Raw genomic sequence first — 24,689 nt, 5'->3', positions numbered from 1 at the left:
CGACTTTCATCGATGCCAAGTCGTGTCATTGGCGCCGTCGGCTGGCATGCTCAATGGATATCGTCAAAAGGATTCAAGCATGTCGCGTGTCACGCTCGCACAGTGGCAGATGCTGGCCGCCGTGGTCGATCACGGTGGCTTTGCCAGGGCCGCCGAAGCCGTTCACAAGAGCCCTTCGACCCTCAACCATGCAGTGCACAAGCTGGAGGAGCAGTTGGGGGTCAAGGTGCTGGAACCGGTGGGGCGGCAGGTTCGGCTTACCGAGGAAGGGGCCTTGCTGCTGCGCCGTGCCCGCCAGTTGCTGGAGAGCTCCGACGCGCTCGTGGATATCGCCGCTCGACTGCGGGAAGGCCTGGAGGCCGAGGTGGTGCTGAGCATCGACCAGATCTTTCCCTCGAACGTACTGGCCAAGGCGATGGAAGCTTTCTCCAGCGCTCTTCCGCAAGTCAGGCTGCAATTGCACGAGTCGGTACTCAATGGTGGTGTGGAAATGCTCGAGGATGGCCGAGCCGACCTGGTGGTGTCAGGGGTGACCACGTCAGGCTACCTGGGCGAACCCCTGGTCAGCGTGCCTTTTATCGCGGTCGCTCACCCGGACCACCCTCTACATGCCATGAGCAGGCCGCTGGACCTCAGGGATCTGGAGCACCATCGCCAGGTCGTGGTGAGGGACTCGTCGCAAAGGGCGTCGCGCGATTCGGGCTGGCTCAAGGCCGAGCAGCGCTGGACCGTCAGCCATATCGCCACCTCGGTAGAGATGCTCGAGCACGGGCTGGGGTTTGCCTGGTTGCCCAAGACCCGCATTCGCGACCAACTGGCCAGTGGCCGGCTCAAGCCATTGCCGCTGCAGGCCGGCGGTACGCGTGAGGTGCCCATCCAGCTGTATCATCGCGACGCCGACCGGGCGGGACCCGCCACCAGGGCCATGGCGGAGCATCTGCGTCAGGCTGTCCGGGACTGCAGTTGCTGAGGTCTGGGCACATCGGAGGCAATGGGTTCGAAAGAATCGAAAGGTTGGCGGCAAAATGTGCGCTTGTAGTCGATTCTTTCCACCGTATGCTGGGCTCTCCAAGGCGCTTCACGGGAGAGACCGTATGGGACTGTTAATCGATGGGGTCTGGCACGACCAGTGGTACGACACCGAGAGTACCGGCGGCGAGTTCGTGCGAGAGTCCGCCCAGTTGCGAGACTGGGTCAGCGCCGATGGCGCGCCGGGCCCCGATGGCCAGCCAGGCATCAAGGCCGAGGCGGGACGTTTTCACCTGTACGTGTGTCTGGCCTGTCCCTGGGCCCATCGCACCTTGATCATGCGCCGACTCAAGGGGCTTGACGCGCTGATCGACGTCTCCCACACCAGTCCGCTGATGGGCGACAAGGGCTGGAGCTACAACGAGGCCGAAGGCTCCAGTGGTGACTCGATCAACGGCGTGAGCTTTCATCATGAGCTCTACACCCTGACCGACCCTCACTACACCGGTCGGGTGACCGTCCCGGCGCTGTGGGACAAGCAGCGCAAGCGCATCGTCAACAACGAGTCGGCCGAACTGGTCAGAATGTTCAACTCGGCCTTCGACGAGCTGACCGGCAATCGTCTCGACTTCTATCCCGAGTTCCTGCGCCAGACCATCGACGAGATCAACGCCGACGTCTACGACAACATCAACAATGGTGTCTACAAGGCGGGCTTTGCCTCCGATCAGGCGGTTTACGAACGTCACGTCTCGGCGCTGTTCGCCTGTCTCGACAGGCTCGAGGCGAGGCTTGCCAATCATCGCTATCTGGCCGGAGCCTGGCTGACCGAGGCCGATATTCGTCTGTTCACCACCCTGGTGCGTTTCGATGCCGTCTACCATGGCCACTTCAAGTGCAACCTCTATCGCATCGAGGACTATCCCAATCTGTCGCACTACCTGCGCGAGCTCTACCAGTGGCCGGGTGTCGCCGAGACCGTGGACCTGGATCATATCCAGCGCCACTACTATATGAGCCACGACACCATCAATCCCAACGCCATCGTGCCGTTGGGGCCTGTGCTGAGACTGGATCGGGACCACGACAGAGAGCGTCTGGCCTCAGAAGGCGTCTACCAGGGCTGAGTCAGACGCTGGCGGAGAGGATCCGCTGGTGAGCCGTGGGTGGGGGAGGGGACCGGCTCGTGAGCCGGTCCGGGCGGCTCGATCAGCGTGCGTGCCTGGCCAGCCAGCGATCGAGGGCGTTGGCAAACTCCCGTCGATCACTGTCCGAGTAGCCCTTGGGGCCGCCGGTGTGCTCGCCGCTGGCACGCAGCGTCTCCATGAAGTCGCGCATCTGCACGCGTGCCTTGATGTTGTTGCGATCCAGGGTCTCGCCTCTGTTGGTCATTACCATGGCCCCCTTGTCCAGCGCCTCCAGTGCCAGCGGTAGATCGGCGGTGACCAGCAGGTCACCGGGTGCGATGCGGCTGACGATCTCGTTGTCGGCGGCGTCGAAGCCGTGGCTCACCGCCATGGCCTTGACCCACTTCGAACTGGGCAACGGGATCTGGTGGTTGGCGACGAACCAGGTCTGGGTGGTGGTGCGTTCGGCGGCGCGGACGATGATGTCGCGAGCGACTCTGGGGCAGGCGTCGGCGTCGACCCATAGTTGGGGCATTGGTGTCTCCGGTGCAGAAAAAGGGGGCTCGATCATAAAAGGGCTGGTCAGAGCCACGAGTCGATGGTAGCATGCGCCCTCCTCGCATGTGTTGACCCCACCATCATGACGCAGCGACCTCCGACGCCCAAGCGGCCTCGAGAGTTCAAACAGATGCTGCAACGCGCAAGACGCGTTCGAATTGTGAAGATGGAGCACCCGACGTCGATCCCGACGCCCGCGGTGCAAACGGTCGCCACGATGGCTCCACGCAGTTGCGTGAGCCGATGCCAGGTGCGACCGGCGTCCCCGACTCCGAATGTTGACAACAGACTTGTTGACCTTGCTCTACCACGAGTAGAGCGACGTATTTCTGTTCGCCCCGAATACGGGCGCGTCAGGGACGCCAACCACGTTATTTTGCCGGTAACCCCGGCCTACCAAGGTGTGATTCATGACCTCGACGACTGTCGCTTCACCGTCTTTTGGTGATCTGGCCCTGCTGCCTGCCGTTCTCTCCGCCATCGAGACCCTGGGCTACGAGACTCCCTCGCCCATTCAGGCGCAGACCATTCCAGCCCTGCTGGAAGGCCGCGACATGCTGGGCCAGGCCCAGACCGGCACCGGCAAGACCGCTGCCTTCGCGCTCCCCATCTTGTCTCGTATTGAACTCGATCGGCGTGAGCCCCAGGTGCTGGTGCTGGCACCGACCCGCGAGCTGGCTCAACAGGTAGCCGTCTCCTTCAGCAAGTACGGCCAGAACCTCAAGGGTCTGGAAGTCGCCACCCTGTGCGGCGGCCAGGAATACCGTGAGCAGCTCAGCGCGCTGCGTCGTGGCGCCCAGGTAGTGGTCGGTACCCCCGGCCGCGTCATCGATCACCTGGATCGTGGCAGCCTCAAGCTTTCCGGCCTCAACGCTCTGGTGCTGGACGAAGCCGACGAGATGCTGCGCATGGGCTTCATCGACGACGTCAAGCGTGTTGTCGCCGATACCCCCGAGAACGCCCAGCGTGTGTTCTTCTCGGCGACCCTGCCCACCGAGATCGAGCGCATCGTCAATCGCTACCTGGTGGATCCGGTCAAGGTCGCCATCGAGGCGCGTACCACCACCGCCGAGAGCATCGAACAGCGCCTGGTGCGCGTCGATGGTGGCGCCAAGCTGGAAGCGCTGTCGCGCATCCTTGAAGTCGAGCCGGTGGACGCCGCCATCGTGTTCGTGCGCACCCGTGCCGCCTGTACCACGCTGATGGAGCAGCTGTCTGCGCGTGGCGTCAACGTCGCCAGCCTGTCCGGTGATCTGGACCAGAGCCTGCGCGAGCGCACCATCACTCGCCTCAAGCGTGCCAAGGTCGATGTGCTGATCGCCACCGACGTGGCCGCTCGTGGCCTCGACGTGCCGCGCATCACCCACGTCATCAACTATGACCTGCCCCAGGATGCCGAGGCTTACACCCACCGCATCGGCCGTACCGGCCGTGCCGGCCGCAACGGTGTGGCGATCACCTTCGCCGGCTTCCGTGAAGGCCGCAAGGTAGGTTGGCTCGAGCAGGCCACCGGCCAGAAGATGGCGGTCATGGAGCTGCCCGACGAGGCCGCCATTCGTGCCCACCGCGACAACGTCTTCCATCAGCGCGTGATCGCCGCCGTCACCAAGGGTGCCGAAGAGCAGCGTGCTCTGGTCGAGCGTCTGGTCGAGGAAGGCTACGATCCCATCGAGCTGGCCTGTGCCTTCTCCGCCATGGCGCGTGCCGACGAGGCACCCATCGGTCGCCTGCAGGCGCCGCGCAAGGAGCGCAATGACCGCGCCCCGCGTGACGGCAAGCCGCAGCGTCGTCGCGAGAGCCGTGGACCCAGCGAAGGCATGACCCGCTACCGCGTCTCCGTCGGCCACAAGGATGGCGTCAAGCCAGGCCAACTGGTTGGAGCCCTGGCCAACGAAGGTGGTATCGAAGGCGCCCGTATTGGCCGCATCGACATCCGTAACGGCTTTTCCACCGTGGAGCTGCCCAATGGTCTGCCGGCCAGCATCCTGGCCAAGATGGCACGTGCCCGTGTGGCCGGTCGTCCGCTGGAAATCAGCGAAGACCGTGGCGGTGATCGCGCTGAGCGTGGTGGCGAGCGCAGCGGCGAGCGTGCTCCCCGTCGTCGTCGCGATGACGAGGCGCCTGTGCGTCGCCAGTCGCGCGCCTGATCGGGGTGCCAGGGGCCTGAGCCGACAGCCGGAACAAGGCCCCTGTTGATCCGATGACGCATCGGATCACGACAAGGCAAGTTTCGTGAACGGGCCGGTGGATATCCACCGGCCCGTTTGCGTGTGCATGTTTCGCTGCTTCCTGGGCGTTGGCTCCCGGGGAGCGGGCCCGATGCGATCCTCATTCCCCTCAACGTCGACTTTCCCTCTCTGATCTACGTCAACCTCTGATGCGATGCCGCCGCTCCTGATGGCCGAAGCACGACATAATGTTGCAAAGTGTAACATCCAGGTGCGGTGACAGGGTCTCTCTTGTCCCGGCCGGGCTGAAGGCATGATTGCAATGGAGCGACGGAACATGGAACGGAAAACAGGCAAGGGATGGCTGCTTGGCGTCATGCTTTTTACCCTGGCAGGCAATGGATACGCCGCCACCGGCACCATCACGATATCCGGGAAGGTGCTTGCCACGACCTGTACGGTAAAGGTCAACAATGCGGGAACCGGGGATGGCACTGTGGTGCTTCCAACGGTCAGTGTCAGCGACTTGAAGAGCGGTGAGACGGCGGGTGACACCTCCTTCACCATCGACATGAACTGCTCCGCTGCCGTGGACAATGTAAAGCCGTACTTCGAGCCTACCAATGTCGATGCCGCCACCGGCTATCTGGTGAATACCGCAGGCACCGGCGGCGCCAAGAACGTCGAGATACAACTGCTCGACCATACCAACAAGGTGATCAATCTGATCGCCAATGATGCCACCGCGATGGATCTGGCCGACGACACCACGGCGACTCAACTTCGCTACACCGCGCGTTATTACGCCAGTGGCGCGGACGCCGTCGCGGGGACCGTCAGCACCTCAGCGGTGTATACCCTGAACTACCAATAGATCTCGCAGACCGCCCGCACTGGCAGAAGTGCGCGGAGGTAGGGCGTCTGGCAAGGCTTCATAAAGGCTACAGAAAGGCATAGGGATCATGCGTGTACGGGAGTCGTGGGGAAGGGGAGTGGCGCTGTTGGCGCTGGTGGCGCTTTGCAGCCTTGTCAGTCGTGTCGATGCCAGTGTGGTGGTCTCGGGCACCCGGGTGATCTACCCCGCCGATGCCAGGGATGTGAGCGTCGCGCTGACCAATGCGGGCGATACGCCCTCGCTGGTGCAAGTGTGGATCGATCGTGGCGACCCGGACTCCACGCCGGAGAGTGTCGAGGTGCCGTTTCTGACGACACCGCCGGTGACACGCATCAATGCCCATGGAGGACAGGCGATTCGGATCGCCTATCTGGGCGAGGTGGCGCCTGTCGATCGCGAGTCTGTCTACTGGTTGAACGTGCTGGAGGTGCCCGCCACCCAGGCGGCGCCGGAGCGCAACGTGCTGCAGCTGGCATACCGCACCCGCATCAAGCTGTTCTATCGACCCGTCGGGCTTGCCGCTTCCCCCGAGCAGGCCGCCGAGCAGCTTCACTGGGAGCTTGAGCGGGGGCCAGGCCGCTGGACGCTGGTGGCCCGCAATGAGAGCCCCTACAGTGTGTCGCTTCGTCGGGTCGGGCTGGGCAACGAAGAGCACCAGGTCACGGCGCGTGGCAGTCTGATCCCGGCCCAGAGCTCCCGCCGTTTCGGCATCGAACCGCTGGCAACCTCCCAGGGTTTCTTCGATTGGATCAATGACTACGGGGTGACGCAGCGGCGCCGATTCGAGCTGTGAAACGTCTGTCTGGCACAGCAGCCGGCAAGGTTCGAGGCTTTCGGCGGCACGAAGGCCTGTCTGTGCTCGTTGCGCTGGGGCTGTCACTCGTCACCGACGCCGGTCTGTCCGCCCGGGCCGACGAGGGTAGCAGGGTGACCGGCGGTGCGTCCGAGCGCCGGGTCGAGTACGCCTTCAACGCCAAGCTGCTGAAAGGATCACTCCAGGGCATGGACCTGACCCGCTTCGAGCAGGGTATGACGGTCCCCCCTGGTCGCTATGAACTCGACGTTCTGGTCAATGGCCAGGCGTTCGGTCGCGAGACGGTGACGATCGGTGAGGACCCGGAAGGGACGCGTCTGTGTCTGTCGCTTGATGCGATAAAGCGCCTGCCGCTGAAGCCCGCGGCAGGGGGAGGCGACTCAGGCCGCGAGTGCGTCGATCTGGCCGCTCGCTATCCCTACGTCGATAGCTCGATCGACTCGGCGAACATGCGACTTGAACTGAGCGTGCCCCAGGCCTATCTGCGACATCGCGTCAGGGGAAAGGTGCCGGCCGAGGCGTGGCAGGACGGCATCAATGGCGCCTTTGTTCGCTACAACAGCAATGCCTTCCGTGGCGAGCGAGACGGGCAGGAGTCCCGTGAGGACTATCGACTCGGGATCAACGCCGGGGTGAACCTTGGCGGTTGGCAGCTTCGTCACAATGCCAGTCTCGATGACGCCAGTGGCGAGACCGCCCACTATCATGTCACCAACACCTACCTGCGCCACGACGTGACGCCCTGGCAGGCCGACCTGGTCATCGGCGAGTATCAGACCTCCGGGATGGGATTCGAGTCGATACCCTTCACCGGCGTCCAGCTCGCCAGCGACGATGCCATGCTGCCTCCGTCCCGGCGGGGCTACGCCCCGGTAGTGCGAGGCACCGCTCGCACCAACGCCAGGGTGACGATCCGTCAGGGGGAGGACGTCATCTACGAGACCAGCGTGACGCCCGGCCCCTTTGCCATCGACGACCTTTACGCCACCAATGTGGCTGACGACCTTGAGGTCACCATTACCGAGGCCGACGGCAGCGAGCGCGCCTTCGTGCTGCCCTATACCTCGGTGGCACAGTTGCTGCGACCCGGCGCCCACCGCTTCCACCTGACCCTGGGGGAGTATCGGGATGACGGCCTCGTCGACCTGCCCCGGTTCGTTCAGGCCGAATACCGACGCGGGGTCAGCAATCGGCTGACGCTCTACTCCGGCGCCATCCTGGCCGAGGACTATATGGCGGGGCTTGCCGGTGGCGCCGTGTCGACCCTGTTGGGCGCCTTCGCGCTGGATGCCACCATGACCCGGGCGAATCACCTGGAGGCGCTGAGCGGTGAGCCGGAGAGCCCGCGTGGCGAGAGCTTTCGTGTGAGCTACAACACCCGTTTTGATCCCACCGACACCGAGCTGTCGGTGGTCAACTACCGTTTTTCCAGTCAGCACTATCTGAGCCTTTCGGACGTTGCGCTGCTGCGCGATGACGGCACGACATCCTCACCACGGGACCGTGAACGCCAACGTCTCGAGGTCAATCTGACCCAGACCCTGGCCGGCGGCACCAGGCTGTTTGCCTCTGGCATCAGCGCCGACTACTGGGATCGCGAGGACGCGACCACCTATCAGGTCGGTGTCAGTCGTGGCTTCTCCTGGGGCACCCTGAGCGCCACCGCAGGCCGTAGCGAGACCGAAGGCGACTACACCAACGAGTTCTACCTCAATCTCAGCGTTCCGCTGGGAGGCCACCTGCAACTGACCTCCAATCTGGCCCATCGGGGCGATCATCGCTCGGGCCAGTTGAACCTCAGCGGCGACAGCGGCGCGCTGAACTATGGTGTCTACGTCAACCACAGCCGTGATGACCGGTCGCACGATTCAAGCTATGGCGGCAACCTGGGGATGGACACCTCCAGGGTACGTCTTGGCCTCAACCTCAGCGCCGGAGATGACTACCGCAGCTACAGCGCCAGCGCCGATGGCACCGCCATTGCCTATGCGGGTGGCCTGGTGCTGACGCGGGATCAAGGCGAGACCATGGCGGTCATCGAGGCGCCGGGCGCCAAGGGCGCGGCGATTTCTCAACATGACCAGGTGTTGCTGGACGGGCGGGGCAAGGGGGCGATCAGCGGACTGACGCCTTACCGCTACAACCGGGTGGCGCTGGATCCCTCCGGCATGACCGATGGCGTCGAGCTCAAGGGCAATGCCAGGCGGATAGCGCCTCGCCGAGGCGCTATCGTCAGGCTGACCTACGACACCCTGGTGGGGGCGCCGACCCTGGTGCGGGTGACCACGCCGGCGCCTTTCGGCGCGCAGTTGATCGACGCCGATGGCGACGTGCTGGCGGTGCTGGGTCAGGGGCGCATGGCAGTGGTCAGGGGAATCGATGCACACCGGGGCTATCAGCTTCGCTGGGGGCCGAGCCCGCGGGAGCGCTGCCGCCTGACACTGGAGCCGCAACGCGAGGCGACGCCGCACCAGGGTGCAGCGCCGCGTATCGCCCAGCGCCAGGCGACCTGCTTGCCTGGAGATATCTCGTCTGGCTAGCTTCGCCGATCGAACAGGGTTAGGGCGAAGGCGTCCAGCAGGCTGCTGGCCTCGGGGGTCTCGATCACAGACCGCTCGAGTGCCTCGACGTCCTCGTCCTGAGCGACAAGAATGTCGCGCTGGTGCGCCAGGTAGGCCGCGGTCACCTGGACGGTGAATTCCGGGTGGAACTGCACGCTGTACTGGGCTGGGCCATAGCGCAGGGCCTGGTTGGGGTCATGGTCGTTGGCCGCCAGGACCGTGGCGGCCTCGGGGCGTGACAGGGCGCTCTGGGCGTGGGTCAGCTGGGCGGCGAAAGCATCGGGCAGCGCACCGAACAGCGGGTCCCCGCGACCGGCCTCGGTCAGCGTGAGGGTACGCGTGCCGCATTCCCGCCCTCGGGGGTGGTAGCCGGCGCTGCCGCCGAAGGCCTCGGCCATCAGCTGGTGGCCATAGCACACGCCAAACAGTGGCAGGCCGCGGTCGAGCGCCTCCCTCAGCCAGGGTTTCAGCGCTTCGCTCCAGGCTTCCCGGTCGGACACCATGGCGTGGGACCCGGTCACCATCACCCCGTCCTGATCACTGATTGCCGGCAGCGGTTGGCGGCGAACGTCGATCACCTCGATGACGCCGCCACGACGACGAAAGCCGTCGAGACGTGCGCTGAACAGGTCCTCGAAGTCGCCGTGCTCGGCGACGACATCGGCGAAGCTGTCGCCGGTCTTGAAGATGGCAAGGCGAGGCGGCTCAACGGGCCTCGCCGGGCTTGAAGCAGTGTGGGTCACGGTCTTGGCTCGAAAAGGGGAATCCAGGGGCGCTTGCAGGTGTAGATTCAGCCGCGCTTGAGGCGATCACCGAGGGCGACCATGAAGCGGCTGCCGGCGTCGAGCTGTTCGCGCTCGATGTATTCGTCGGGCTGGTGGGCCTGGCTGATGCTGCCGGGGCCGCAGATCACCGTGGGCAGGCCGGCGAGCTGGAACTGACCGGCCTCGGTGGCGTAGGCCACGGCGGCACCGTCGGGGCTGTCGCCGAGCAGTTCGCGGCACAGGCCCAGCGCCTCGCTGTTGTCACGATCGGCCAGGGCCGGCACGGTGGTGTTGAGCGCCTCGGTGGTGATCGAGGCCTCGGGGGCGCGCTGGCGCATGCGGGCTTCGAGTTCGCGGGCGGTGGTCTCGACCCGGGCCAGCAGCCCCTTGGCGTCATCGGTGGGCAGGTGGCGAATTTCCCATTCGAAGCTGCAGCGCCTGGCCATGATGTTGATGGCGGTGCCACCCTCGATCTTGCCCACGTGCAGGCTCGAGTGGATCACGCTGAAGGCCTCGTCGACCCGACCCTCTTCCTTGAGCTCCGCCATCACGTCCTCGATGCGGGTGACCAGGCGGGCGGCGACGTGGATCGCCGAGACCCCTTGATACACCTGGCTCGAGTGGGCTTCGCGTCCGATCACCGTGGTGCGGAAGTTGCTGGCCCCCTTGTGGGCCACCACCGGCTCCATCAGGGTCGGCTCGCCGACCACCACGGCGGCAGGGCGGGGGTGTTCGGCCATCAGCGTCTCGATCATGCGCGGGGCGCCGACGCAGCCGATTTCCTCGTCGTAGGACAGCGCCAGCCAGATCGGTACCTCAAGCTCCATTTCGCTCCAGCGCGGAACCTCGGCCAGGGCGCAGGCGATGAAGCCTTTCATGTCACAGGTGCCGCGACCGTACAGGCGCCCGGCATTGTCGCCCTCGCCGGCGGTCAGGGTGAAGGGATCGCTGGTCCATGGCTGGCCCACCACCGGCACCACGTCGGTATGGCCCGAGAGCACCACACCGCCCTCTACCGCCGGGCCGATGCGCGCCAGCAGGTTGGCCCTGGAACCGTCGTCGCTCTCGACCCGCCAGTGATCGACGCCGTAGCGGTCGAGCCACTGCTCGACGAAGGCGATCAATTCCAGGTTGGAATCCCGAGACACGGTGGCAAAGCCCACCAGGGTCTTGAGCAGGTCGTGTGCGGTCATGAAGGCTCCGTCGACTGAGGTCACTAGGAGCGTCAATGTACCATGGCCAGGCGACGCGCCCCAGCGTATCGCCCCGGGTTACCGCCCGAGCACGCTGCTCTCCTGAGTCACCCAAGACTGAGGCCGCCCAAGACAGGAACCGCCCAAGACTGGTCCGCCCAAGACCAGGTCCGCCCAACAGCGACGTGCGGGGCGGACGGGGTTCAGTCAGACAGCGCGACCCGACTCTCGCCATTGCCGGCGGGATGCACCTGGATCTGCACCGGAATGCGCTCGTGCATTTCCTGGACGTGGGAGATGACCCCGACCCGGCGGCCCTGGGCCTGGAGGCCGTCGAGGGCGTCCATCGCCAGCGCCAGCGACTGGGGGTCGAGGCTGCCGAAGCCTTCGTCGATGAACAGCGACTCGATGGCCAGCTCCCCCGAGGCCAGCGAGGCGAGCCCGAGCGCCATGGCCAGTGACACCAGAAAGGTCTCGCCGCCGGATAGCGAGTGCACCGAGCGACGCTCGTCGGCGACGTCCTGATCGATCACCAGGAGCCCCAGCGGGCTGCCCCCTCTCACCAGACGGTAGCGCCGGCTGAGGCCCGCCAGGTGGACATTGGCCTCGTCGATCAGGCGCTCCAGGTTCCAGGCCTGGGCGATGCGCCGGAAGGTCTTGCCGTCGGCGGCGCCGATCAGCTCGGCGATGCGGCCCCAGCGATGATGCTCGGCCCTGGCCCTTTCCAGGGCCTCGAGGCCATCGCGTTGGCGCTGCCGGCGTCGATCATCGTCGCGCACGGCGTGCAGGGCGCCATCGCGGCGTTGCTGGGCGGCCTCCAGCCGCGGCCGGTTTGCCTCACGTCTGGCGTCGAGGTCGGCCTGGCGTGCATCCAGCTGGCGTTGGGTGGCCTCGTCGAGCAGTGTCTGCGGGTCCTGCTCCGGCAGATGGCGGGCGCGCCAGGCGCGCCAGCCCTGGCGGCGCTCGTCGCGACTGGTGCGGGCGGTCTGGCAGGCCTCGCGGGCGCCGTCCAGTCGGGCGCGCAGGGCCTTGAGCGCATCGTCGGCCTGGTCGAGCAGCCGCTCCAGGTCGCCATCGGTGATGTCCGGATGCTCGCTGCGCCAGCGTTCCAGTTCGGCGTCCAGGCGGGTCTTTTCGTCCTCCAGCACCGAGAGCGCCTTGCCCTCGTGCTCGATCCTCTGGGTCAGGCTCAGCACCTGACGCTGGGCCTGGTCATGGGCCTGGCGGGCCTGCTCGTGGTCCTGACGTGCCTGGCGGACCTGGGCTTCGAGGCGCTCGAGCCAGGCATCCGCCGAGCGGTCATCGCCGAGCGCCTCGGCCAGGCGTCGTCTGTGCTCGTCGATGCTGCGGGTCAGCTCGGGACGCTGGTCGTCGAGACGCTTGAGTTCCTCGTCGAAGGTGGTGGCGCGCAAGGTGAGCGCCTGACGCTCTCGCTCGTCTTCCTCGATGGCCTCTGCCAGCGGGGCAAGCTGGCGTTCGGCGTCGTCCAGTGCCTGGAGGCGCTCGCGAGCCTGTTGCTGGCGCTGGCGGGCCTTTTCGCTGTGCTCGGTGAGCCAGGCTTGGCGGGCCTCAGCGTCGAGGGCGCGCCACTGCTCGGCGAGCGCCGGGTCGTCGAGCCTGGCCTGGGCTTCTTCGAGACCGGCCTGGGCCTCGTTCCTTCGAGGTTCAAGCGCGAGCAGGCTGGTCTCGGCCTGTTCGACGCTGGCCTTCAGCGCCTGAAAGCGACCGAACAGGGCGTCACGCTGCTCGCGCAGCTCGCCGAGTCGGCTTTCGGACTCGGCGAGCTGATCATCCTCCAGTGCGATCTGGGCGGCGAGCTGGGTGGCCTCCGGGGTGGCGGGGGGCGAGTCGCGCCAGGGGTGATCGTGACTGCCACACACCGGACAGGCGGTGTCCGGTTCCAGGGTGGCGCGCATGTCGGCGACGCTGTCGCTTCGGGTGGCGCGGGCGCGCTGGATAAAGCGCGTGAGCTGCTCGTGCTCCGCCGAGGCGTGGTCCAGGCGCGCCCGCGCCTGCTTGCCCTGGTCCAGCAGTTCGTCGCGCTGTGCGCTGTCGCGGCGGCGCTCGGCGTCGAGCCGGCGCTGCTGCTCATCGAGCTGGCGCAGCAGACGCCAGCGCTGCTCCAGCTCGGACAGCGCCAGCAGGCGATGGCCGGCGTCCTCGAGGTGCTGCTGGGCCTCGGCCCTGGCCGTTGCGACCTGCTGATGCTGGCCCAGATGGCGTGACAGGGTGCGGGTGGCGGCGTCGCGCTGCTCCAGATGGCGGCGATGGCGCTCTGCCAGGGCTCGCTGCTGCCCGTCGAGATCCTCGCGCTGGCGTTTGCGCTGGTGGTGTTCGTCCTCCAGCTGTCGATGCTGCTGTTCGCGGCCCTTGAGCTCGCTGGCAATTTCACGGGCCTGGGCGATGGCGGGACGGGCCTGCTCGAGCGCCTGCTCGCTGTCCTCCAGGGTCTGGCGGCGACGGCTGGTTTGCTGGTGCTGTTGTTCCAGGGCGGTGCGTGCCTGGGCCAGGGCTGACGTGGCTAGTTCGAGCTGCTGGCGCTGGTCCGGCAACTGTCGGGACAGGCTACGCTGGCGCAGCAACTGGGGGCGCCAGGGTGCGACGCGCTCGAGCATCTCGCACTCACGGCGCTGGTCGCTCAGTGCCTCCCATCGGGCCTCTGCCTCGACCAGGCTGGCGTCGGCTTGTTCGCAGCGCTGGCGCCACTGGGCGTCCTGGGCGAGCCACTGGGCCTCTTCGTCCAGCGCCTTCATCTGCCGCTGGCAGGTGTCCAGCTCGCCTTCGGCCTCGGCGAGTTCCTGCTCCATGGCCTGGCGTGCGGTGTCGTCGCTGGGCGCGTCCTCGGCGAGCAGCGCCTGCTGGCGGGCCACCGCGTCGCGGGCCTCCTTGGCCCGGGCGTAGCTTTCGACCGAGATGCGCGAGTATTCCTGGGTATTGGTGAGCTTCTCGAGCAGGTCCGAGCGGGCGTTGTCGTCGGCCTTGAGAAAGGCCGCGAACTCGCTCTGGGCCAGCAGCACGGCGCGGGTGAACTGCTCGAACGATAGCCCCAGGCGCTCGGGGATCAGCTCGGCGAATTCGCGCTTCTGGGCGGTCAACAGGCGTTCGTCGTCCAGGTCGGTCAACGATTGCTCCACCGCCTGCAGCTTGCCGTCGGCCTTGTCCCGGGCGCGCCGCACGGCCCATCGCGCGCGGTAACGGCGAGCGTCGCGGCCGATGAAGTCGACCTCGGCGTAGCCGCTGGCGGCGCCGCGCCTCAGCAGGCTGCGGGGGTCCGCGGTGGCGATCCGAGAGCCGTCCAGGTCGTCCAGATGGGAGTCGCGCCCCGGGGCGTGGCGAAGCCTGGGCGTATTGCCGAACAGCGCCAGACACAGGGCGTCGAGCAGGGTGCTCTTGCCGGCGCCGGTGGGGCCGGTGATGGCGAACAGGCCGGCATCGGCCAGTGGCGCCGCGGTAAAGTCCAGCTCGACTGGACCGGGCAGGGAGGCCAGTTGGGACAGGCGCAGGGCGAGAATCTTCATGGCTGCGTGCCCCCTTCGGTGGTGTGCTGGACTTGCGCATCCGCGCTCTGGTCTTCGGCATCCGCGTCCTGGACGCGCTGGCACAGCCAGTCGAAGTCGGCGATCACGCTGTCGTCCGGCGCCTCGCCCCAGCGCTCTTTCCAGGTGCGCGAAAACAGCTCACGGGGTCCGATGTCCTCGAGGCGCTCGCCACCTCCGGGTGCCTGTGACTCAGTGATCGGCAGCTCGCGCTTCAGTCGCAGCAGGCGTACCGCCCGGTCGCCCAGCGCCTGCTCGATGCGCGAGCGCAACTCCGGCATCGGGGCGTCCAGGCGCACGTTGATCTCGAGCCAGTCCCAGCGCTCGACCGGGCCTGCCCCGTCGCGGGCCGGCAGCGCCTCGATCGCGCCCAGGATCTCTTCCAGCGGGGCAGGGCCGAGGCGACGCATGGCCACCGCCCGCGGCACGCTGATGGGCTCGACATGGGCAAGGGCGCCATCGGCGAAGTCCGCCATTAGCACCTGGTGGGGGTAGTCGACCTCGCTGAAGTCCAGCGGCAGCGGGCTACCGCTGTAGCGTATGCGCTCGTCGCCGACCCGCTGGGCGCGGTGCAGGTGCCCCAGGGCGACGTAGTCGATGTCCTCGGGAAACAGCGAGGCCGACAGCGATTCCTCGCCGCCGATGACGATAGGGCGTTCGCTGGCCTCGGAGACGGCGGCGCCACGCAGGTGGGCGTGGCTCATGGCGATCAGCGCCTGGCCAGGCTCGCGCTTTTCCCGGGCGGCCGCGATCAGTTCGCGATGGACCCGCTCGACGCTGGCCACATAGTCGTCGCCGGCGTTCGTCTCTCCTCCTGCTGCGCCCGCCGCTTGTCTGCTCTGCCGGCCACGACCGGTGATCTCCGCTGGACGCAGGAAGGGCAGCGCCAGGCACCAGGCGCGGACCTCACCCTGGGCATCGCTCAAGGGCACCAGCAGGCGATCGCTGTCCAGCGCGCCGTCATCGACGAAGCGCACCCGGCCAAGGGCATGGGTGCGCAGGTGCTGCATCAGCGGGGCGGGCAGCTCGATGCGGCTGCCGCTGTCGTGATTGCCGGCGATCAGCGCAATGGTCAGGTCAGGGCAGCGCTGGTGGACCCTGACGATAAAGTCATAGAGCAGCTCCTGGGCGCGCAGCGACGGATTGACCACATCGAAGACGTCGCCGGCGACCAGCAGCGCGTCCACCTGGCGTTCGGCGAGGATGTCGACCAGCCAGTCGAGGAAGGCGCGATGTTCCTCGTGACGTTCCTGGCCGTGAAAGCTCTGGCCCAGATGCCAGTCTGCGGTGTGGATGATCCTCATCCGTCCTCCCTGATGGAGCGCCAGGCCCTGCGGCCGGCAGCTTGTTGATCCCCGTGACTGGCGCGTAGTCTACCGCGAGCGGGTGGTGTCTTCAGCCACCGCAGGTCATCAACAGGGAGGTGACATGACCCAGCACCCCAGGACACGAGAGACTGCGCTGCACGACTGGGACCTGGCACCGAAGGAGGCCATCGCCTTGCAGCGTACCCTGGCAGGACGCCTGATACGCGAGGACGCCCTCGGTGAAGTGGAACACATTGCCGGAGTGGATATCGGCTTCGAAGATGGAGGCGACACCACCCGCGCCGCGGTGGTGGTGCTGTCCTGGCCGGGGCTTGCGCCGATCGAGCAGGTGGTGGCGCGTCAGCCGACGCGCATGCCCTACGTGCCGGGGCTCCTGTCCTTTCGTGAGATACCGGCGGCCCTGGCGGCCTTCGAACGACTCGACAGCCGCGTGGATCTGGTCATGGTGGATGGCCACGGCATCGCCCATCCCCGGCGCCTCGGGGTGGCGGCGCACCTTGGACTGTGGCTGGATCTGCCCACCCTGGGCGTGGCCAAGAAACGCCTGACCGGGCGCCATGGCGAGGTCCCCGAGGGGCGTGCGGAAAGTACCGACCTGATGGACGGCGACGAGCGCATCGGGGTCGTGCTACGCTCGCGCGCCGGCGTCAAGCCGGTGTTCGTGTCGCCGGGCCACCGGCTGTCGGTGGATTCGGCCAGGGCCTGGGCGGTGGCCTGCCTCGGCCGCTACAAGTTGCCCGAACCCACAAGGCTGGCCGACAGGCTGGCGTCACGGCGCTGAGCCGGCCTTCACTCAAGCATCCGAGAACTCGCCATGTCCGACACAGAGGTATCACCCGGCGTTGCGGCCACCGCAGCCTGGGTCGAGGAATTCGTGGTTGGCCTCAACGTCTGCCCCTTCGCCGGGCGTGAGGTCACACGCGGATCGATTCGCTATATCGAGGTCGACGGGCGCAGGCTCGAGGACGCCCTGGTGGCGCTGATGGAGGCCTGCCACCACCTCGAGACGACACCCGAGGTGGAGACCAGTCTGCTGGTGTTCACCCGAGGGCTTGCCGACTTCGACGACTATCTCGACGCCCTGGCCATGGCCGAGGCATTGCTCGCCGACCGTGGCTACGAGGGCGTCTTCCAGCTGGCGAGCTTCCACCCTGACTATGTCTTCGACGGCGTGGATGATGATGATCCGGCCAACTTCACCAATCGTTCTCCCTGGCCGGTCTGGCATCTGCTGCGTGAAGAGGGTCTGGAAAGGGCGCTGGCCCACTATCCCGACCCCGAGGCTATCCCCGAGCGCAATATCGAAAGGTTGAGGGAGATCGGCAGCGACAGTCTGGCCGAGCGGCTGGCGGAATTGAAAGCGCGCTTTCGCTGAGCCGAAGGCGCACTCAGCTCTCTCATCAGGTTGGACCCACCTAGACGATATCCAGCGGCACCTTACGCTGTGGCGCCGGATACAGGGCGTCGAGTCGCGCAAGTGTTGCCTCGTCCAGGGTTACCTCCAGCGCCCTGGCGTTGTCGTCGACGTGCTCGGGGGAGGCGGCCTTGGGAATCGCGATGACCTCGTGCTGGCCCTCGACCGGTCGGATGGCCCAGGCCAGCAGCAGTTGCGCCGGGGTCAGGCCGAGGTCCGCGGCGAGCTCACCAAGTTGCGGGTCGGCCAGGGGATCTGCGCCGACGGCGCCGGCCTGGGCCAGCGGACAGTAAGCCATCAGCGGCATCCGTTGCCGGCGTTGCCATGGCCTCAGGGCAATCTCGATTCCCCGCGACGCCAGATGGTAGAGGACCTGGTTGACCGCGCAGTCGCCGCCACCGGGCAGGCGAGCCAGCGTCTGCATATCGTCCACGTCGAAGTTCGACACACCGAAGCGACGAATCTTGCCGGCAGCGACCAGGCGATCGAAGGCCTCCAGCGTTTCGTCCAGTGGGATGCTCCCCGGCCAGTGCAGCAGGTACAGATCCAGGTAATCGGTGCCCAGGCGCTCAAGACTCGCTTCGCAGGCGGCGATGGCGCTGTCGCGACCGGCGTTCCAGGGGTAGACCTTGGAGACCACAAACGCCTGGTCGCGGCGACCCTGGATGGCCTCGCCGACCAGGCGTTCGGCGGCACCGTCGCCGTACATTTCGGCGCTGTCGATCAGCCGCAGACCTCGCTCCAGCCCACGTTGCAGGGCGGCGATTTCCTGTCGCCGGGGCGCACGCCCTTCACCCATGTACCAGGTGCCCTGGCCCAGGGCAGGCAGGGCCTCGGCGGTGCTTCCGGTTTCCAGCAGAACCTTGGCAGTCGTCATGTCGCACACCTTTGCGGAATAGTTTTCCAGAGATGCGATCGACTATCGCAGCCATGACCGTCGGCGCGCAAGACGAGGCTGGACAGACCTCGGTACAAGATGCATGGTGAAGTCATCAGTTGTCCCGCCAGGGATGATTGGCCCCGCAGGTACCGCCCATCGATGGGAGGTGGCGGGGCGAGCGCCTCAGGAAGAGGCGCCACCGTAGTGTGTTTACCAGCCCGTGTATCTCAACTGGAAGGAGTCGTCATGAGTATCACCAACACCGCATCCGCGCAGTGGAAGGGCAGTCTCAAGCAGGGCAAGGGCGTTGTGTCCACCAACAGCGACGCGCTCAGCGATGTTCCCTATGACTTCAAGCAGCGCTTCGAAGGCCAGGCCGGGACCAATCCGGAAGAGCTGATCGGTGCGGCCCACGCCAGCTGCTATTCCATGGCACTGTCGATGATTCTGGGCGAGTCCGACCTTGAAGCCGACAGCATCGACACCAGCGCCGAGGTGACCCTCGATGAGGTCGACGGTGGCTTCGCCGTGACCAAGGTGCATCTGACCACTCGCGCCAGCATCCCCGGCGCCGACGAGTCGGTGTTCCAGGAGGCCGCCGAGAAGGCCAAGGCCGGCTGCCCGATCTCCAAGCTGTTGAACGCCGAGATCAGCCTGGACGCCAAGCTGGCCTGATCCGGCCGGGTCGCGTCAGCGACGTCGTTGCCACGATGTTGTTGCCACATGGAAAAGCCCGCCGATTGGCGGGCTTTTTCGCGCAGCTGCATTGACCCTCGAAGGCTCGTGCTCAGGAGGCGCTTTGCGTGGGACGTTCGGCGCGGGGTTCCGGTGGCACCTGGCGCTCGGCGTGGGGCTTTCTCGCCGCGTCGACCAGAGCGCGGATGAGTCGTTGCTGGGGGCGATTGAAGATCAGGAATTCCGGGTGCCACTGAACCCCCAGCAGGAAGTCGTGCTCACGGGACTCGATCCCCTGAACCAGGCCGTCCCGGTCACGTGCCACGATATCGACACCGCGACCGGTGTGTTCCACCGCCTGGTGATGAAGGCTGTTGATGCGACACCAGCTGACCCGCAGCAGCTGATGTAGTCGGCTACCCTCGACGATGTCAACGGTCTTGCGTGGCAGCACGGTGCGCCGGCGCTTGAGCCCTTCGTGGGTGGTGTAGATGTCGCTGTCCAGGGTGCCACCCAGGTGGACGTTGATCAGTTGCGAGCCGCGGCAGATACCGAGTACCGGTGTATTGCGCGGGATCTCGCGGGCCAGCAGCTCGAGTTCCAGTTCGTCACGTTCTGGATCGACGCGCACGTCGAGCTGCATCTCGCCGCCGTACAGATGCGCCTGGATGTCATCACCTCCGCCGACGATCAGGCCATCGAGCCGGTCCGGTCGTGGCCGCGACGGCGATAGCCTGAGCGGTTTGCCTCCATGGCGCCACACCGCGAACCAGTCGAAGCACCAGGCCAGCAGGCTCTTGTGGTCGGAGGTGGAAATACCGATCACCGGGCGTTCAGCCATCCTTGGAGTCTCCCTTGAGCTTGTGCTTTATCTTTTGCCACAGCGAGCTGTCGAGGTGACGGGCTCGATACTCCGCCATACGCTCATGCAAGGTCTCGGGCGCGCAGGCCAGGCGTTCTACCTCGAGCCAGCGGTTCCATTCGGTCACCGCGCCCCAGTCGGCTTCGGAAAGCTGAGCGTTGGGCAGACGGTAGTGAAAGGTGGGTCGCGGCTGGACAAGTTCCTTGCGAAACAGCTCGTGGGGATGGTCGGGCCTCAGGTGGGCGAACAACGGCAGCATGTCCAGATCGCGGTTGCGAGTGTCGTTGTCGGCCAGATAGTCATCGATCAACTGGTCGATATCGGGAGCATAGTCCTCGTCGAACAGCTTGAGGCAGTAGCGTTTGTGGAAGGGATTGGCGTGGGGCAGCACCTCCCGGGTGATATCGACCCGGATCTGTTCGCGCAGCCAGTCGGCGGACAGCAGGTAGGCGCGCAGATAGCGCAGGATGTCCTCGGCCTCGAGACTCGGGAGCTCCGGATTCAGATGCAGACCGAAACCGTACATCAGGCTGGCCTCGGTGCCCTTGGCGCCGTGCTCGCGCAGTCCGTCGAACAGCGCGTCGAGCTTGTCGAGCTCATCCCAGGGGACCGGGGGGCAGACGATCTCCGTCGGCACCAGTCCGGTGACCATGTCGCCAAGCAGCTCGCGAGAGCGACGGTCGAGGTCGCGGCGCATGCGATCCCAGTCGTCGCCGGGTGTCTTGGCCGCGTCCTCGGGTGATTCGGGGTGGACGTACTGAGAGTCCAGTTCGATCTTGAAGTCGCCCCACTGGGTGTCGCTGACCTTCATCCGGTGGGCGCTCTGGACCTCGATACGACCGTCGAACAGGGACTGGACCATCTCTGCGGTGGCCATGGGGTCCAGGCCGGCGAACTCGATTTCCACTCCCACCTTGCGGATGTCTCCGTCGGCGGTGGTGGGCTCGGGTGGCGCTTGAGCTTTCATGGCGGCATCCTGATAAGGCATTAGTGGGACGTTACTTCGCAGACTACCATAGGCGGTCACTTTTCATCGGCGGCGGCGCCGAGTCCTCACCGGCAGGGAGCACGAATGTTGCTGCATAGAAGTAAAATAGTTCACATATTTCAATGGTTTGTGCTTCTCTTTCTCATTGGGGCATGTATTTTGCCCGTTCAGGCGTCGGCCCAGGGCCTGGCGCTGGAGGCCCTGGCCGGGGGCGGTGAACAGGCCCCACAGGAAGCCTCCTCCGAAGAGCTGCAGCGATCCCTGGATACCCTGATCCAGACGCTGGAAAGCGACCAGAGCCGTCAGGAGTTGCTCGATAGCCTCAGGTCACTGCGCGACGCGGGCCAGGCCGCAGCGGAAACCGGCACCAGTTCCCAGGGACTGCTGGGGGCGCTTGCCGATACCTTCACCGAGCTTGGCGAGCAGGCCGAAGGGGCCGGTTCGCCCATGGCCCAGTGGCGCGCCAAGCTGGCGGAGGGCTGGCGCGATATCAATGGCCTGATCGCCGACACCAGCCATAGCGCGCTGGCCCAGTTCGCCGTGGAGTTCAGCATCCTGCTGACGATCTGGGGTGGCATGGTGATCATCCTGGTGGCGCTGGGGCGTTTGATCGGGTCCCGCCGGGGCTGGCCGATGGACCTGCCGAGAGAGCCCAAGGCGTGGCTGCTGGCGGCTCACTTTCTGCGCCGCATGCTGCCCTGGGCGCTGGCCTTTCTGGCGGTGCTGGGGGTGTCACAGCTGGTGCCCGGCAGCGCCGGGCGCACCGTCGTATCGGTGATCGCCTACGCCGCACTGTGCGGGCGCATCCTGTCGGTGGTGGTCGAGATCGTCATCTCGGTGTTCACCCGCGGGCATCGCTATACCGCGGTCAAGCTGCTGCAGCAGCGGGCTCTGCGTCCGCTGTTCGTCATCGGCGCACTGATCGCCCTCGGCGACGCCTTCAAGACCGAACGTCTGGTGGACCTGCTGGGGGTCGACCTGTCCTCGCTAGCCTCGGTGCTGGCCAATATCCTGGCCGCGGTGCTGACCTTCCGCTTCATCGTTCGCTTCAAGCGGCCGATCAAGCATCTGATTCGCAACCGCACCTACACCATCCGCAGCGATTGCTCGAGTCCCACCGAGGTCACTCGGGTGATCGGTCGGCTGTGGCATATTCCCGCGTTGCTGCTGGTGGGGGCCTCGCTGGTGGCGATCTTCGTCACCGGAGGCGATGTCGGTACCGCACTGGCCCGTTCGATCATCAACGCCGCCCTGCTGGTGCTGACGCTGGTGGTCACCGCGCTGCTGCGCCGCCAGAACGAGCGTCATGACCACAGCCGGGGTCGCCACCGCCACCACAGCGAGTATCGCCGCCGGCTCGAACGTTTCGCCTATACCCTGGGGCATGTGCTTGCCTGGCTGGTGTTCGCCGAGCTGTCGCTGCAGGTGTGGGGCGGCTCGCTGGTGGGCATCGGCCGCGAAGGGGTGGCCAGCGTGCGCATCGGCCAGGCGATCCTGGCGATCGCCTTTACCGTATTGCTGGCCTGGCTGGTGTGGATCTTCGCCGATACCGCCATCCAGCGGGCGCTGACCTCCTCGGCGCGCTCGCGCGGGCGTCGGGTCAACCAGGCGCGGGCCCAGACCATCACCCCGATGATTCGCAACGTGATCTTCGCAGCCATCGTGATCATCGCCTCCATCGTCGGCCTGGCCAATCTGGGGGTCAACGTGACGCCGCTGCTGGCCGGTGCCGGGGTGATCGGTCTGGCCATCGGCTTCGGCGCCCAGACCCTGGTGCAGGACCTGATCACCGGCATCTTCATCCTGATCGAGGACTCCCTGGCGGTGGACGACTTCGTTCAGATCAATGGCCACATGGGCACGGTGGAAGGGTTGACGCTCAGGACCGTACGCCTGCGTGACCTGGACGGCATCGTGCATATCCTGACCTTCTCGCGTATCGACTCCATTCATAACATGTCGCGGCAGTTCGGCGTGGCGCTGATGAAGATCCGCATTCCCTTCGACATGAAGATCGACGACGCCACCACCCTGATGCAGGAGACCGCCCGGGATCTGCGCCAGGATCCGATCATGCGCCACCACATCTGGTCACCGCTGGAAATGCAGGGTATCGATCGTTTCGAGGATGGCTGCGCGATCCTGCGGATGCGCTTTCGCACCTCGCCGGAAATGCAGTGGGACGTGGCCCGTGCCTTCAACATGCTGCTCAAGCAGCGCATGGAGGAGATGGGCGTCGAACTGGGCGCGCCGCGCCTCAGCGTCAGCATGGAAGGCCGTGGCGGCGGGCGTCTCGATGGTACCACCAGCGAGGGCGAGGCCGACCACCAGGGGCGCGATGCCAGCGGGCGCGCCCGAGGCCAGGCCGGGGTGGCAGACCCCCATCATCAAACCAGTGCTACCGGCGCCTCGCCCGATCCGGGGACCTGACGGCGTTGTGCTGTACCCCGCATACATTGCACTGAGGTGAGAAAAGTCGGGAAAGGCTGTCAGGAACTCGTGAGTGTCGACACCAAGTTAGCAAGTCGGGCGGCGGCAAGGTCTGGTACCAAGGCTCAGCGCCAAGGTTGAACCTCCGGAACGCGCCGTCGCCTGCACCAACTGTTTCGGGTGTCGTCGACTCTTGAAGGGAGTGACGTCACCGACCACATCGTCAACGAGCGGTATCACCCACGAGGGAGTCGTCACCATGACCGTTGCCAAGGATCTCGCGCTTTACCATTTCGCCCACTGCCCGTTCTGCGCCTTTGTGCGCCGTGAACTCGACAAGCTCGGCGTCGAGGTGGATATCCGCGACGCGGGCGCCAACCCGGCGCACCGCAAGGCACTGAAGGAAGGCGGCGGCAAGATTCAGGTGCCGTGCCTGCTGATCACCAATGAAGACGGCAGCGAGACCTGGATGTACGAATCCATGGACATCGTCGCCTACCTGAAGAAGCGCTTCAGCAAGGGAAAGGTGGCCTGAAGCAAAGCGTCTGACGTCGTGGGGCTCATGAACCCAAAGCGGCCTGAAGCAAGCGCGGCCACCACTTGGGACAAACGAGCCTTCGAATCGCGTGGCGTCACCGCCAGTCTCGCCACGCGAAAGACACTACAGCACGTCTGATGGAACCGATCTCAGGCAAGTCCAGCAAGCCTTGTGGCCACCAGTGGTGGCCTTTTTTGCGTCCGGCTGGCTGCGGCAGCTGCAGTCAATCGACTCCGTTTTCCAATCTCACATCGTCGGGGGGCGAGTCATCGGCGGGTGACACCAGGTGGATGATATTGCAGGGGCTGGTGATCCAGAACGAGTTGAATTCTTTCGGCAGCTGCTCGATCTCGTCGCAGCGCTGACAGCCACGCTGTTCGAGGTAGCTCGAGGCGGCCTGGATGTCGCTGGCCAAGATCTGAAGCCAGATCTCCGCCTGGCTCAAGTGCGGCTCGCGATCCAGCCACAGTATCTTGTCGCCGAAGGCAAAGCGTGGCGTCTCCCGGTCACCGGGGGGCGTCAATTCCTCGAACTTCAGGATCTCGCGGTAGAAGGCAACGGTCGCCTCGTACTCGTGGGCCGGAATCTTCATGGCGATATTTTCGCCGGGAGAGAAGTTGGCATTCATCTGTGAGACCTCGATGCCAGCAGCGGGCGTGGGTGAGATCTGAACACGGCTGGCCCCTACCCGGGTGGCGATGGGGAACTCCCAGGTAGCAGTGCTTCAGAGATCGCCCGGCGGCGCCCCATCGCCACAGGATGGTCGGGGCAGATGAAGCTGCTGCAGGCGGTAGGCAAGGACATTGGTGAGTATAGCCCTGTCGGGCCATCGAGACTCGGCGGGGCGTCTTTGCGGAGAAGCGTTCTTGAAAGGAAAGGAGGCTGCAGAGAATCTGGCCCATAATTTCCGCTACCTAGTAGGCAAAGGTAGCGATGGACGCAATTTCATCTTCGCTGGTGCATCGATTGTAAGCCTAGACTTTGTCGGT

The 24,689-nt window shown here is 65.7% G+C and carries 20 protein-coding genes; 11 read left to right on the top strand and 9 right to left on the bottom strand.

Translation table 11 applies throughout. From position 1 onward, the window contains the following. The first annotated feature begins 79 nt into the window (after positions 1-79). Both C9F12_RS17480 and C9F12_RS17475 read left to right on the top strand, forming a co-directional pair. A complete protein-coding gene (locus C9F12_RS17480; protein WP_045991896.1) occupies positions 80-970 on the top strand; it encodes a LysR family transcriptional regulator in 891 nt (296 codons plus the stop codon). Positions 971-1,094: 124 nt separating this feature from the next. Further along, positions 1,095-2,096: a glutathione S-transferase family protein gene (locus tag C9F12_RS17475; protein WP_045991897.1), complete on the top strand. Its 1,002-nt coding sequence runs from the start codon at positions 1,095-1,097 to the stop codon at positions 2,094-2,096. A gap of 82 nt (positions 2,097-2,178) precedes the next feature. Here C9F12_RS17475 and C9F12_RS17470 read toward each other — a convergent pair whose 3' ends face one another. Further along, positions 2,179-2,631 (bottom strand): YaiI/YqxD family protein, encoded by a 453-nt coding sequence (locus C9F12_RS17470; protein WP_045991898.1) that lies wholly within the window; start codon positions 2,629-2,631, stop codon positions 2,179-2,181. A 433-nt stretch (positions 2,632-3,064) separates the two neighbouring features. On the opposite strand from C9F12_RS17470, the gene C9F12_RS17465 reads away from it, so the two are divergent. The 4 genes from C9F12_RS17465 to C9F12_RS17450 all read left to right on the top strand — a co-directional run bounded on the left by C9F12_RS17465 (position 3,065) and on the right by C9F12_RS17450 (position 9,071). Then, entirely contained in the window at positions 3,065-4,801 is a 1,737-nt protein-coding gene (locus C9F12_RS17465; RefSeq protein ID WP_108449702.1) for a DEAD/DEAH box helicase, read from the top strand. Between the two features lie 358 nt (positions 4,802-5,159). Continuing rightward, entirely contained in the window at positions 5,160-5,696 is a 537-nt protein-coding gene (locus C9F12_RS17460) for a fimbrial protein (RefSeq protein ID WP_052704279.1), read from the top strand. An 88-nt stretch (positions 5,697-5,784) separates the two neighbouring features. After that, on the top strand, positions 5,785-6,510 hold the full coding sequence (locus C9F12_RS17455; protein ID WP_108449700.1) for a fimbria/pilus periplasmic chaperone: 726 nt from the start codon (positions 5,785-5,787) through the stop codon (positions 6,508-6,510). 62 nt (positions 6,511-6,572) lie between these two features. Continuing rightward, positions 6,573-9,071 (top strand): fimbria/pilus outer membrane usher protein, encoded by a 2,499-nt coding sequence (locus tag C9F12_RS17450; RefSeq protein WP_108449699.1) that lies wholly within the window; start codon positions 6,573-6,575, stop codon positions 9,069-9,071. On the opposite strand, the gene C9F12_RS17445 is transcribed toward C9F12_RS17450, so the two are convergent. The 4 genes from C9F12_RS17445 to C9F12_RS17430 all read right to left on the bottom strand — a co-directional run bounded on the left by C9F12_RS17445 (position 9,068) and on the right by C9F12_RS17430 (position 15,889). Beyond that, positions 9,068-9,835, bottom strand: a complete 768-nt coding sequence (locus C9F12_RS17445; protein ID WP_108449698.1) for a glutamine amidotransferase — start codon at positions 9,833-9,835, stop codon at positions 9,068-9,070. The genes C9F12_RS17450 and C9F12_RS17445 overlap by 4 nt on opposite strands. Positions 9,836-9,882: 47 nt before the next feature. Then, positions 9,883-11,049 carry an acetylornithine deacetylase gene (gene argE, locus C9F12_RS17440; protein WP_108449697.1) on the bottom strand — a complete coding sequence of 389 codons (1,167 nt, stop codon included), beginning with the start codon at positions 11,047-11,049 and terminating at the stop codon, positions 9,883-9,885. A gap of 203 nt (positions 11,050-11,252) precedes the next feature. After that, positions 11,253-14,567, bottom strand: coding sequence for an AAA family ATPase (locus C9F12_RS17435; RefSeq protein ID WP_108449696.1), 3,315 nt, complete (start codon positions 14,565-14,567; stop codon positions 11,253-11,255). Further along, positions 14,564-15,889: an exonuclease SbcCD subunit D C-terminal domain-containing protein gene (locus C9F12_RS17430; protein WP_108449695.1), complete on the bottom strand. Its 1,326-nt coding sequence runs from the start codon at positions 15,887-15,889 to the stop codon at positions 14,564-14,566. The genes C9F12_RS17435 and C9F12_RS17430 overlap by 4 nt, the downstream gene beginning before the upstream one ends. A 124-nt stretch (positions 15,890-16,013) precedes the next feature. On the opposite strand from C9F12_RS17430, the gene nfi reads away from it, so the two are divergent. Then, complete coding sequence (gene nfi, locus C9F12_RS17425; protein ID WP_045991905.1) at positions 16,014-16,694, top strand: deoxyribonuclease V; 681 nt, start codon at positions 16,014-16,016, stop codon at positions 16,692-16,694. A gap of 33 nt (positions 16,695-16,727) precedes the next feature. Beyond that, on the top strand, positions 16,728-17,288 hold the full coding sequence (locus tag C9F12_RS17420) for a DUF1415 domain-containing protein (RefSeq protein ID WP_108449694.1): 561 nt from the start codon (positions 16,728-16,730) through the stop codon (positions 17,286-17,288). A 40-nt stretch (positions 17,289-17,328) separates the two neighbouring features. On the opposite strand, the gene C9F12_RS17415 is transcribed toward C9F12_RS17420, so the two are convergent. Beyond that, positions 17,329-18,204 (bottom strand): aldo/keto reductase, encoded by an 876-nt coding sequence (locus C9F12_RS17415; RefSeq protein WP_108449693.1) that lies wholly within the window; start codon positions 18,202-18,204, stop codon positions 17,329-17,331. A gap of 249 nt (positions 18,205-18,453) precedes the next feature. Here C9F12_RS17415 and C9F12_RS17410 point away from each other — a divergent pair, with 249 nt between their 5' ends. Continuing rightward, the gene (locus C9F12_RS17410) at positions 18,454-18,882 is read left to right on the top strand and encodes an OsmC family protein (RefSeq protein ID WP_045991908.1); all 429 of its coding nucleotides are present in this window, start codon (positions 18,454-18,456) and stop codon (positions 18,880-18,882) included. Positions 18,883-18,994: 112 nt separating this feature from the next. Here C9F12_RS17410 and C9F12_RS17405 read toward each other — a convergent pair whose 3' ends face one another. Continuing rightward, positions 18,995-19,723 (bottom strand): gamma-glutamyl-gamma-aminobutyrate hydrolase family protein, encoded by a 729-nt coding sequence (locus C9F12_RS17405; protein WP_045991909.1) that lies wholly within the window; start codon positions 19,721-19,723, stop codon positions 18,995-18,997. Continuing rightward, complete coding sequence (locus C9F12_RS17400; protein ID WP_108131539.1) at positions 19,716-20,711, bottom strand: amidoligase family protein; 996 nt, start codon at positions 20,709-20,711, stop codon at positions 19,716-19,718. Before C9F12_RS17400 ends, C9F12_RS17405 begins: the two co-directional genes overlap by 8 nt. Positions 20,712-20,888: 177 nt before the next feature. Between C9F12_RS17400 and C9F12_RS17395 the strand changes: the two genes are divergently transcribed. Together C9F12_RS17395 and C9F12_RS17390 are read left to right on the top strand one after the other, a co-directional pair. Continuing rightward, positions 20,889-23,162, top strand: a complete 2,274-nt coding sequence (locus C9F12_RS17395; protein ID WP_240184289.1) for a mechanosensitive ion channel family protein — start codon at positions 20,889-20,891, stop codon at positions 23,160-23,162. Positions 23,163-23,421: 259 nt separating this feature from the next. Then, positions 23,422-23,697 carry a glutaredoxin domain-containing protein gene (locus C9F12_RS17390; protein WP_052704282.1) on the top strand — a complete coding sequence of 92 codons (276 nt, stop codon included), beginning with the start codon at positions 23,422-23,424 and terminating at the stop codon, positions 23,695-23,697. Between the two features lie 226 nt (positions 23,698-23,923). Here the strand turns inward: C9F12_RS17390 and C9F12_RS17385 are convergent, their stop codons facing one another. Then, entirely contained in the window at positions 23,924-24,328 is a 405-nt protein-coding gene (locus C9F12_RS17385) for a hypothetical protein (RefSeq protein ID WP_108449691.1), read from the bottom strand. Between the last annotated feature and the right edge of the window lie 361 nt (positions 24,329-24,689).

This window comes from Halomonas sp. BN3-1, from assembly GCF_003056325.1.
Lineage (GTDB): Bacteria > Pseudomonadota > Gammaproteobacteria > Pseudomonadales > Halomonadaceae > Halomonas > Halomonas litopenaei.
Note: the sequence above shows the minus strand (reverse complement) of the source record. Positions and strands in the feature narration are given on the sequence as shown.

Coding starts and splice junctions, on each gene's coding strand:
- argE (WP_108449697.1), bottom strand. CDS start 11,049: ATGACCGCACACGACCTGCTCAAGACCCTGGTGGGCTTTGCCACCGTG.
- C9F12_RS17405 (WP_045991909.1), bottom strand. CDS start 19,723: ATGGCTGAACGCCCGGTGATCGGTATTTCCACCTCCGACCACAAGAGC.
- C9F12_RS17435 (WP_108449696.1), bottom strand. CDS start 14,567: ATGAAGATTCTCGCCCTGCGCCTGTCCCAACTGGCCTCCCTGCCCGGT.
- C9F12_RS17460 (WP_052704279.1), top strand. CDS start 5,160: ATGGAACGGAAAACAGGCAAGGGATGGCTGCTTGGCGTCATGCTTTTT.
- C9F12_RS17420 (WP_108449694.1), top strand. CDS start 16,728: ATGTCCGACACAGAGGTATCACCCGGCGTTGCGGCCACCGCAGCCTGG.
- C9F12_RS17465 (WP_108449702.1), top strand. CDS start 3,065: ATGACCTCGACGACTGTCGCTTCACCGTCTTTTGGTGATCTGGCCCTG.
- C9F12_RS17410 (WP_045991908.1), top strand. CDS start 18,454: ATGAGTATCACCAACACCGCATCCGCGCAGTGGAAGGGCAGTCTCAAG.
- C9F12_RS17385 (WP_108449691.1), bottom strand. CDS start 24,328: ATGAATGCCAACTTCTCTCCCGGCGAAAATATCGCCATGAAGATTCCG.
- C9F12_RS17470 (WP_045991898.1), bottom strand. CDS start 2,631: ATGCCCCAACTATGGGTCGACGCCGACGCCTGCCCCAGAGTCGCTCGC.
- C9F12_RS17400 (WP_108131539.1), bottom strand. CDS start 20,711: ATGAAAGCTCAAGCGCCACCCGAGCCCACCACCGCCGACGGAGACATC.
- C9F12_RS17475 (WP_045991897.1), top strand. CDS start 1,095: ATGGGACTGTTAATCGATGGGGTCTGGCACGACCAGTGGTACGACACC.
- C9F12_RS17390 (WP_052704282.1), top strand. CDS start 23,422: ATGACCGTTGCCAAGGATCTCGCGCTTTACCATTTCGCCCACTGCCCG.
- C9F12_RS17455 (WP_108449700.1), top strand. CDS start 5,785: ATGCGTGTACGGGAGTCGTGGGGAAGGGGAGTGGCGCTGTTGGCGCTG.
- C9F12_RS17480 (WP_045991896.1), top strand. CDS start 80: ATGTCGCGTGTCACGCTCGCACAGTGGCAGATGCTGGCCGCCGTGGTC.
- C9F12_RS17430 (WP_108449695.1), bottom strand. CDS start 15,889: ATGAGGATCATCCACACCGCAGACTGGCATCTGGGCCAGAGCTTTCAC.
- C9F12_RS17415 (WP_108449693.1), bottom strand. CDS start 18,204: ATGACGACTGCCAAGGTTCTGCTGGAAACCGGAAGCACCGCCGAGGCC.
- nfi (WP_045991905.1), top strand. CDS start 16,014: ATGACCCAGCACCCCAGGACACGAGAGACTGCGCTGCACGACTGGGAC.